This is a genomic window from Janthinobacterium sp. EB271-G4-3-2, from assembly GCF_020858035.1.
GTDB classification, from domain to species: Bacteria; Pseudomonadota; Gammaproteobacteria; order Burkholderiales; family Burkholderiaceae_D; genus Janthinobacterium; species Janthinobacterium aestuarii.
In genome coordinates, this window is sequence record NZ_JACYMG010000017.1 from 17,665 (window position 1) to 26,916 (window position 9,252).

The 9,252-nt window shown below is 62.3% G+C and carries 9 protein-coding genes; 5 read left to right on the top strand and 4 right to left on the bottom strand.

All coding sequences use genetic code 11. The features are described from left to right. Positions 1-89: 89 nt before the first annotated feature. The 5 genes from IGS55_RS25990 to IGS55_RS26010 all read left to right on the top strand — a co-directional run bounded on the left by IGS55_RS25990 (position 90) and on the right by IGS55_RS26010 (position 3,713). The gene (locus IGS55_RS25990) at positions 90-1,172 is read left to right on the top strand and encodes a DUF475 domain-containing protein (protein ID WP_034748969.1); all 1,083 of its coding nucleotides are present in this window, start codon (positions 90-92) and stop codon (positions 1,170-1,172) included. Between the two features lie 147 nt (positions 1,173-1,319). Further along, the gene (locus tag IGS55_RS25995; RefSeq protein WP_034748966.1) at positions 1,320-1,895 is read left to right on the top strand and encodes a TerD family protein; all 576 of its coding nucleotides are present in this window, start codon (positions 1,320-1,322) and stop codon (positions 1,893-1,895) included. Between the two features lie 208 nt (positions 1,896-2,103). Further along, entirely contained in the window at positions 2,104-2,799 is a 696-nt protein-coding gene (locus IGS55_RS26000) for a TIGR00266 family protein (RefSeq protein WP_034748963.1), read from the top strand. A gap of 34 nt (positions 2,800-2,833) precedes the next feature. Beyond that, complete coding sequence (locus IGS55_RS26005) at positions 2,834-3,415, top strand: TerD family protein (RefSeq protein ID WP_034748960.1); 582 nt, start codon at positions 2,834-2,836, stop codon at positions 3,413-3,415. A 79-nt stretch (positions 3,416-3,494) separates the two neighbouring features. Further along, positions 3,495-3,713: a hypothetical protein gene (locus IGS55_RS26010; protein WP_034748958.1), complete on the top strand. Its 219-nt coding sequence runs from the start codon at positions 3,495-3,497 to the stop codon at positions 3,711-3,713. Between the two features lie 70 nt (positions 3,714-3,783). Here the strand turns inward: IGS55_RS26010 and IGS55_RS26015 are convergent, their stop codons facing one another. The 4 genes from IGS55_RS26015 to IGS55_RS26030 form a co-directional block, all read right to left on the bottom strand. Next, positions 3,784-5,436, bottom strand: a complete 1,653-nt coding sequence (locus IGS55_RS26015) for a patatin-like phospholipase family protein (RefSeq protein WP_181877969.1) — start codon at positions 5,434-5,436, stop codon at positions 3,784-3,786. Positions 5,437-5,515: 79 nt separating this feature from the next. Further along, positions 5,516-7,792 (bottom strand): CPBP family intramembrane glutamic endopeptidase, encoded by a 2,277-nt coding sequence (locus IGS55_RS26020; RefSeq protein WP_230519080.1) that lies wholly within the window; start codon positions 7,790-7,792, stop codon positions 5,516-5,518. Then, the gene (locus tag IGS55_RS26025; RefSeq protein ID WP_099409830.1) at positions 7,789-8,514 is read right to left on the bottom strand and encodes an ABC transporter ATP-binding protein; all 726 of its coding nucleotides are present in this window, start codon (positions 8,512-8,514) and stop codon (positions 7,789-7,791) included. Before IGS55_RS26025 ends, IGS55_RS26020 begins: the two co-directional genes overlap by 4 nt. Further along, positions 8,511-9,203, bottom strand: a complete 693-nt coding sequence (locus tag IGS55_RS26030; protein ID WP_230519079.1) for an ArsR/SmtB family transcription factor — start codon at positions 9,201-9,203, stop codon at positions 8,511-8,513. The genes IGS55_RS26025 and IGS55_RS26030 overlap by 4 nt, the downstream gene beginning before the upstream one ends. Positions 9,204-9,252: the final 49 nt, after the last annotated feature.

Below are 9,252 nucleotides of genomic sequence, written 5' to 3' on the forward strand. Positions count from 1 at the left end.
GAAGTAATACTTCCATTATCTTCTATTTTTAAATGTGTCACACGTCCTTATACTACGCTCCATTGAATTTGGATAAAGGGGAACTATCGATGAAACATTTCAGAGTGTCATTTCTAGTGACATTTATCTGCCTGGGCATTTCCGCCTGGTGGGGTTACACGCACGGTGGCGTGCAGACGATGCTGGCGGCGCTCGGTATCGCGGTGATCCTGGGCGTGATGGAAGTCTCGCTGTCGTTCGACAACGCGGTGGTCAACGCTTCGGTGCTGAAGAACTGGGACAAGTTCTGGCAGGGCCTGTTTCTGGGCGTCGGCATCATCATCGCCGTCTTCGGCATGCGTTTGCTGTTCCCGCTGGTCATCGTGGCGCAAGCGGCGGACCTGGGCTTGATGGAAGTATGGAATCTGGCACTGAGCAATCCTGAACAGTACTCGATGCACCTGACGAATCACCATGCGGAAGTGGCGGCTTTCGGCGGCATCTTCCTGCTGCTGGTGTTCCTGAACTTCCTGCTGGACGACGAAAAAGAAACGCACTGGCTGGGCCGAATTGAAGAAAAACTGGGCGCGCTGGGCAAGGTATCGTCGATTTCCGTGATGATCGCGCTGGGCACCCTGATGGCCAGCCTGTCGATGATCGAAGAAGGCCAGAAACTGGTGGTCCTGACGGCCGGCCTGTGGGGTATCCTGACCTACGTGGGCGTCGACGTGATCAGTGGCTTGCTGGAAGGCGATAACGGTGACGGCAACATGGGCGACATCGTCAAGCGCGGCGGTATTGGCGGCTTCCTGTATCTGGAAGTGCTCGATGCTTCGTTCAGCTTTGACGGCGTGATCGGCGCGTTTGCCATCACCAAGGATGTCGTGATCATCATGCTGGGCCTGGCTATCGGCGCGATGTTCGTGCGGTCGATGACGGTGTTCCTGGTGCGCAAGGGAACGCTCGACGAGTTCGTTTATCTGGAGCACGGCGCGCACTATGCGATCGGTATCCTGGCCGTGATCATGTTGGTCAGCATGAAGTTCCACATTCCCGAGATCTTCACGGGTCTGATCGGCGTGGCCTTCATTCTCGCCTCGCTGTGGTCGTCGATCCGTTACAAGCGACGCATGGCCTTGCTGGAAGGCACGGAAGATAAACAGCCTGAGCTGGAAGCAGCGGCCAAGGCGTAAGAGATACGCGGCAAACGCCACACCCGTTTGCCAGCGTGATGCAGCAAGCGCCGCCGCCGGCCTGGGGAGTCGGGCCGGTGGAGGGCGCCAGGTGTTTTGCAAGTTAATTATTCGCTGGACTTTTATTTCACATAGGAGAAATACATCATGGCAATCAGTCTGCAAAAAGGCGGCAACGTCAACCTGAGCAAAGAAGCTCCTGGCATCTCGAAGATGATCATCGGCCTGGGCTGGGATGCCCGCGCCACCGATGGCGCCGCGTTCGACATCGACGGTTCCGTGTTCCTGTTGAAGGCGGACGGCAAGGTACGCGCCGACGTCGACATGATTTTCTACAACAACCTGAAATCGAGCGACGGTTCCGTCACCCACTCGGGCGACAACACCACGGGCGCCGGCGATGGCGATGATGAAACCGTCATGGTCGACCTGGCCACGGTGCCAGCCGAGATCGACAAGATCGCCGTCTGCGTCACGATTCACGATGCCGAAGCGCGCAAGCAAAACTTTGGTATGGTATCGAAAGCGTACGTGCGCTGCGTGAACGCCAACGGCAACACGGAAATCGCCCGTTTCGACCTGTCGGAAGACGGCTCGGCCGAAACGGCGATGGTCTTCGGCGAAATTTATCGTAATGGCGCCGATTGGAAATTCAAGGCCATCGGCCAGGGTTATAAAGGCGGTCTGGGCCCACTGGCTGCATCGTTCGGCGTCGGCGTGTAAGGTCGCCACACCCAACCTACTGCGCGGTGCGCTTTGCGGCCGGCGATGCTCACCGGCTCGGCGCCCCCGTACTAAAGTACGGTTGCGCTTCTCGGCCACAAATCACATCCGCTCGCTACGGTTTTGTGCGGCACCGTTACTCTGCATTAACGGCGGTGCATTATGGGAGCCGTCTCCATCATTACCTAGTTGAGGAAGGAACAGTCAGATGCCAGTTTTTAGTATTACCGGGGACGTCGACCCGTTCCTGCATGTGTCGCTTGCCAAGGGCGAGAAGATTTATTGCGAATCCAATGCGATGGTGATGATGGAAACCAATCTTGAGCTGAAAGGCAAGATGACTGGCGGCATAGGCGCCGCGCTGATGCGCACCTTTGCCAACGGGGAATCGTTCTTTCAGCAGCATATCGAAGCCATGCGGGGCGACGGCGACTGTCTGCTGTCGCCGACTCTGCCTGGCGCGATGCGGGTGCTCGAGGTGGGTGCCCAGCAATACATGATCAGCGACGGCGCCTTCGTGGCGGCCAGTTCTGGCGTGGAATTGAAGGTGCGCACGCAGAGCCTTGGCAACGCGCTGTTTGCCCAGAGCGGTGGTTTTTTCATTACCGAGACGGCAGGCAGCGGCCAGTTGGCGGTGTCCGGTTTTGGCGCGATGTCGATACTGGAAGTGACGCCTGGCAAGGACGTGGTGATCGATAACTCGCACGTCGTGTGCTGGGACAACCGCCTGCAATACGAAATTTCCATGACGACCGGCAGCAGCGGCGGCTTTCTGGGCAATTTGATCAATAGCCAGACCAGCGGCGAGGGCATGGTGCTGAAGTTTTCAGGTACGGGAAAAATCCTCGTGTGCTCGCGCAACCGCGCGGCCTTCCTCGCCTGGACCCAAAGCAAGCCGGCGTAATCAAGCAGTAACTAACCGAACAGGAGCTATGCGTATGTCTGTCAATTTGAGCAAAGGCCAGAAGATTTCTCTGGACAAAGAAGCTGGTACTACCCTGACCCGTATCACCATGGGCCTGGGCTGGGATGCGGCCAAGACCAAGGGTTTCCTCGGTTTCGGTTCGAAGACGGAAGCCGTCGACCTGGATGCGTCGTGCGTCATGTTCGATGAAAACAAGAGCACGTCCGACATCGTCTGGTTCCGCCAGCTGAAAAGCAAGGACGGCAGCATTGTCCACACGGGCGACAACCGTACGGGCGCGGGCGATGGCGACGACGAACAGATCAATGTCGATCTGTCGAAAGTGCCGGCACACGTGAAAAGCCTGGTCTTCACCGTCAACAGCTTTACTGGCCAGAACTTCTCGCAGGTGGAAAACGCCTATTGCCGCATCTTGAATGCCAGCAATAACCAGGAAGTCGCGCGTTTCAACCTGTCTGTGCAAGGTACCCACACGGCACAGATCATGGCCAAGCTGTACCGCCATAACGGCGAATGGAAGATGCACGCCATCGGCGAAAACGGCAACGGTCGCACGTTTGACGACTTGATGCCGCAGATAGCCGTGCATCTATAAGGAGCAGTACGCAGCGGGCGGGGGACGGACCGGATACCGGCCCTTGTCCGCTGCTCTATATTTAGGAGAGTATGTCGTGATGCGATTGCTGATAGCCTTGCTACTTCCGTGTCTCACGTTTTTCATGCTGGGGCGCCCGCTGGCCGGTGCCGCCGCCTTGATCTTGCAGTGCACTGTGATCGGCTGGGTGCCGGCGGCCCTGTGGGCCCTGTACACGGTGAACCAGCATAAATCGGAGCAGGAACTGGAAGGTGCGTTAAGCCGCAGCTACATGCGCAGGCGTAGTCGGCTGATTTAAATCAGCCGGGCGCTTGGAATCCTTGCGCTAAAACCCGCACGAGCGATCGCGCGGGTTTTTTTGTGCGCGCTCACTTCTTGCAGCGTATCGGCACGTTCACGGAATTGCCGTCCGAACTCAGGTTGCGGTACTGCAAATCTTCGCTTTCGATGGCAAAGCGGGGCACGGCGTGCACATAGCGCTGCTTGCAGACGGTGTCGTCATTGATCAGCTGGCCCGCCAGCATGTAGTCGCACAGGGCGAAGCGCGATTCCTCGTCGTCGAGGATCAGTACGCGCGCGGCGCTGTACAGGGCCGATTGCAGCACTTCCGGGCTGCAATTTTCCGGACCCGTCAGCTTCAGATGGGTTTTTGTTTGCGTAGCCAGGCGTTGCAGCTTGACGAGGGCGGCGCGCTCTTCCTTGCGGGCACCGTCGACTTGCGCATCGCCGCTGGCCAGGCGCAGCGCCAGCGAGGCGATCTGGTCGATGGAAATATGCCAGGCAAAGCCTTCCAGCCGCGTGCGGATCTGGCCCGGCAAGGGATCGGCCGCATCGACTTCGCAGCGGTACTGGCCCAGATGGGGACGGCACAGCACGGGGATGGCAAAGGCCGAGGTACGCTTGCCCTTGACGAATTTCTGGCTCAGGTCGCCAAAGTTTTCATGCGTGATGGTATCGAAGCGGGCTTGCCCAAAGCCCATCTTGACGAGGTTTTCCTTGCGCTGGCGCGAAAACAGGGCGTCGACGGCGTCGTAGATATTCTTGTTGAAGATGCGGTCCAGCGGCTGGCGCTCGTCCGACATCTTTTCGAAGACGGCGCTGGAATTGGGCGCGTTGGCATCGATGGAAATGAGGATGAAGGGCTTGCTGTTCAAACGCGGCGGCACGACGGCCATGTCGTTGCCGTACAGCTGCGTCAGTGCCACGTCCCACAGGGTTTCCACGCCCAGGTTGTCGGCCGCGCCGCCGTCGAACAGGTGCACATACGACGGCGATTCGCGCGACTCGGAACCGAGTTCCGGCACGAAGGTGTTTTTCGGGCGGAAACGCTCGAAGGTGACGGAATCGAACACGCCGGGAAAGGCGGCCGAGGTGGCCACGGCCGTGGCCAGGCGGATATCCTGGATCGGCGAATGCAGGGTGCCGTAAAAATACTCATAGGAAAACACCACGCGCTTGCCGCCATCGGTGGCGTCCGTCGCGTTGGCCAGGAAGATGGGGCCGTCGTGCGGCAAGTCCTGATAGGTTTTTTTGTCGTACAGCACATCGTCCAACACGTCGGACAGGAACGAGGTACGCGTCTTGTTCGTCAACAACATCGTCGTCAGGTTGGCCGGTTTCAAAATGGTCTGGCCGAAGAAATCCGTTTTCAGTTTGCTGCGCAGCAAAGGCCAATCCGTCTGCTTGCCATGCAGCGCATAGTAGCCGCCCGCGATGGCGCCGCCCGACACGCCGGAGATGGCCGAAGCGCCGCTGACGAGGCCGAACTGTTCCAGCTGCTCCAGCGAGGCGGCCGAGAAATTGGCCGCGCGACTGCCCCCGCCGGACAGCGCGATGCCGATGAAGTGGTCGTTGGGCATGGGATTCTGGATGCGCGCCTTGGGCGCGTCGATGCGCAGGCGCGGAGCTTCCTGCACGGTGAACATGCGGTTTTCGACGCCGCTGTTGGGGCGCAGGGCGAGTACCGTGCAGCCGCTCAGCAGCGCAACGAGGATACATGGTGCAAACAAGCGTGGATTCATGCGTGATCTGTGCGTAGTCATTGGTTGGGATACGGACGGAAATCGTGTGCGATTCTAGCAAACTTGTCTGTGCCTGTATCTATCCATGCAACTGGTACGCGAGGAGGGCCGCGTTGTAGCCGGCATGCACCAGCATGGGTGCCAGCAGCGCGCCGCTGCGCTCGTAGGCATAGCCCGTGCACAGGCCCAGTACGAAGGCGGGCAGCATGGCGGCGGGTGGATGCATGACGGCAAACAGCGCGGCGGCGACAGTGACCGCCTGCCAGGCCGGCAGCGAGCGGCGCAAGCCGCCCTGCAGCAAGCCGCGGAAGATGAATTCCTCGCACAGGGGCGCGGCCAGCACGCTCAGGGTGAGCAGCCACAGCCAATGCCCACCGGCCGGTGGAAACGTGCCAGGCCGCAACAAGGCCGCGTAGCCGATGCCGAACAGCACCGCGGCACAGGCGCCGACGACTCCCCGGCGCCACGGCTGGCGGCCCTGTGCTATGCGCGGCACGCCGGCCGTCCCGGCGCGCCAATATACGAGGCGCAGCAGCACATACGTGAGCGGCGCGGCCACCTGGTCCTTGAGCAGGATCAACAGCAAGGTTTGCACAATGAAAAACAGCATGACGGCGATCAGGCCGTCGGCCGCCGTGATTCTCGCCGGCGGCGAGGCGGCGGGATCGAGCAGGTAAGGCAGCGCATCGCGCGCTTTTTGCCACAGGGCCACGGCCAGCGCGCCCGTGAGCACGGCAAACACCAGTTGCTGCGCAGGGTTGCCGGCGGCCAGCGCGGCAATGTACAGGCCGGTGAGCAGCAAATACAGATACGTGTAAGTGGGGCGCACCTTGGCCGTGGTTTCCGTGGCCAGCGGATCGCTGGCAAACACGCCCAGCGCCACGGCGATCATCGAGTACAAAGGGATGCCGGCCAGGGCCAGCAGCATCAGGCCCGCCGTCTGCCACGACCAGGCGGGCAGCCGGGCCAGCGCCGCGCCGAACAGGATCAATGGATACAGCAGGGCCAGCGCGGCCCACAGCTGGGCCTTTTGCCGCAGTGCCTGCTCGATGGAGACGGGAAACGTGTACAGCAGCCACAGCGCGCCGCCTTCCTTGTTGATGGTCTGGAAGGCCGACATCATCAGCACATAAGTGCCGAGGAAAAAGCCGGTAGAAGCCAGCAAGGCGGGGCTGGACAGCAGCTCGTGCAGGTCGCGTGCCTGGCCCGAGAATACGGCCTGGCCACCGAGGATCAGCAAGGGCATCAGCAGGGTTTGCACGAGAAAATTGCGGTCGCGCAGCAGCAAGGTCAGCTCGCGGCGCTGGATCACCGTGCCGGGGCGGGCGCGCCACTTGCCAGCGGACTGGTTTGCAGGGGGGCGCTTGCGGCCGGCCGCGCGCTGGCCCGCGCCCACCACGCCGTGGCGCAGCTGGCGGCGCAGCAGGGCCATGCCCAGCAGCATCAAGCACAGGCATTGCGCCAGCAGCAGGACGGCCGGCAAGGCCGCTGCCGCACCTTGGGCATTGAGCAAACTCACCAGCAGGCCCGGCGGCGTCCAGCCGGTCCAGGCCGGCATGGCCGCCGCCCACGCGTGGGCAAAGCCACCCGTACCCATGCTGAACGACATGCCCATATACATGGGAAACAGGCCGGCCACCGACAGCAGGGCCTGCAAGTTGCCCAGCTGCGCAGGACTGAGCGACAGGCGCAAGCCCGTGTCGATCAGGGTACGCAACATGGCCGCCAGGGCCAGCAAGAGCAGGCAGGCAAACAGCCCCGACAGCGGCGAAAACCAGCCCTGGCCCGAATACCAGGCGATCATGGAGGTGCCGGGCCACAGCACCAGCAGGCCGAGCGGGTTGAGCAGCGTGCGTTCGAGCACGCGCGCCCACAGCAGGGTGCCCTTGTCGACGGGCAGGGTGACCAGCCATTCCAAGTCCCAGTCTGGCTTCGACAGTTCTCCCATGCCCAGCGGCAGCAGCAGGCTCACCAGCCACAGCAGCGCCAATTGCAGGGTCAGGGCGCCCGCCAGCGCCGCACTGAACGGTTGTTCGATCAAGTGGGCGATGACGGGCGCCAGCACGCGCTCGCCCGCCTGCAGGCTGCCCTTGGCCTGGCAAACGGTCACCTGGTCGAGCAGGCAATGCATGTTCAGCAGGTTGTGGCGGGCGATATTGCCGGAGGCAAATAGCATGGGCAAGACCAGCAGCGCGCCCAGCAGCCAGCGTCCTCGTTTCTTTCCTGGCGTGGCGGGCCGGCTCTTGCCTCCCCGATGGAACGCCAAGCCCTTGCCGCTGACGTTGAGCAGGCGCTGCAGGCGCAATCGGGTCAGCAGCCAGACGGCGCGCCAGGCGGTGGGCGGCGCCGGTGTCATGCGGTTTCGTCGGTGAGTTGCAAAAAGAGGTCTTCCAGGCTGCCGTCGCTGGACAGCTGCTGGCGGATCTCGTCCAGGCTGCCCGTGGCGACCAGGGCGCCACGGTGGATGATGGCAACCCGGCTGCACAGCTTTTGCGCCATGTCGAGCAAATGCGTGGAAACAAAAATGGTGGTGCCGGCCGCGGCGATGCGCAGCAAGCGTTCCTGCACGTCGCGCGACGCGCGCGGGTCGAGGCCGTTGATCGGTTCATCGAGGATCAGCACGGCGGGATCGTGGATCAGCGCGCAAGCCAGGCCCAGCTTTTTCTTCATGCCCAGCGAATAATTGACGGCGAAATCCTCGCTCGCCTCGTCCAGGCCGAATTCCGTCAGCAGACGCGCCGTGCGCGTGGCCGCCTCGGCGCGTGGATAGCCATGCATTTCGGCTACGAATTGCAGGATTTCACGTCCCCGCAAATAATCGTAGAAGATGGGATTGTCGGGCAGGTAGCCCACCTTGCGCTTGACGGCGGCGCCATCGCGGTGGCAATCGAGGCCATCGATCAGCACGCGCCCGCTGCTGGGCACGAGGATGCCCATCAGCATGCGGATGGTGGTGGTTTTACCGGCCCCATTCGGGCCCAGGAAGCCGAAGACTTCTCCTTTGCCCACTTGTAAGGTCAGCGGCTTGACGGCCTCGAAGGTGCCGTACTGTTTGGACAAACCTTCGAAGGCGATCATGGCGCACCCAGGGCGGCCAGCAGGCGCCGCTCGCCAGCCGGCGTGAGGCGCAGGGCGCGGCTGTCGAGTTCGCGCTCGGCCCAGCGCCGGCGCAGGGCCAGTTGCAATAGGGCCGCCCCCAGCGCGCCGCCCAGGTGGGCGCGCCGTTCGCTCCAGTCCAGGCAGGCACAAGCGAAGCGGCGGCGCTGCTGGAGCAGTTGCGGCACGTCGATGCCCAAGGCCGCCATGCCGGCCGCGCCCGCTTCCGACAGACGATATTCGCCGCCATCATCGAGCAGCCAGCCTTGCGCGTGCAACTGGTCGTGCATGGCGACGGCGACCGTGCCGGCCATGTGGTCGTAGCAGGTGCGCGCATGGCGCAGGCGGTCCGGCGTGGATGGGGTAAACGGCGTTGCCGGCACGCCGGCCACCACCAGCAGCGCTTCGAGCGCCCGCGCCACCTCCGTGCTGGCCAGGCGGTAGTAGCGGTGCTTGCCCTGCGCCACCATGGACAGCAAGCCATCGTCGCGCAGCCGGCTCAAATGGGCGCTGGCCGTCGAGGCGCCCACTTCGGCCAGCGTCGACAATTCCGTGGCTGTGCGCGCATGGCCATCGAGCAGGCTGCACAGCATGCGCGCGCGGGCCGGTTCGGCGATGGCGCCGGCCAGTTGCGCCAGGCCCATGTCGGCCGAGGGAAGTTTGTCATCCATGATTCGTTCGCCGGCGAAGTGTTGTGGTGGAAGGACCAGCATACTCGTA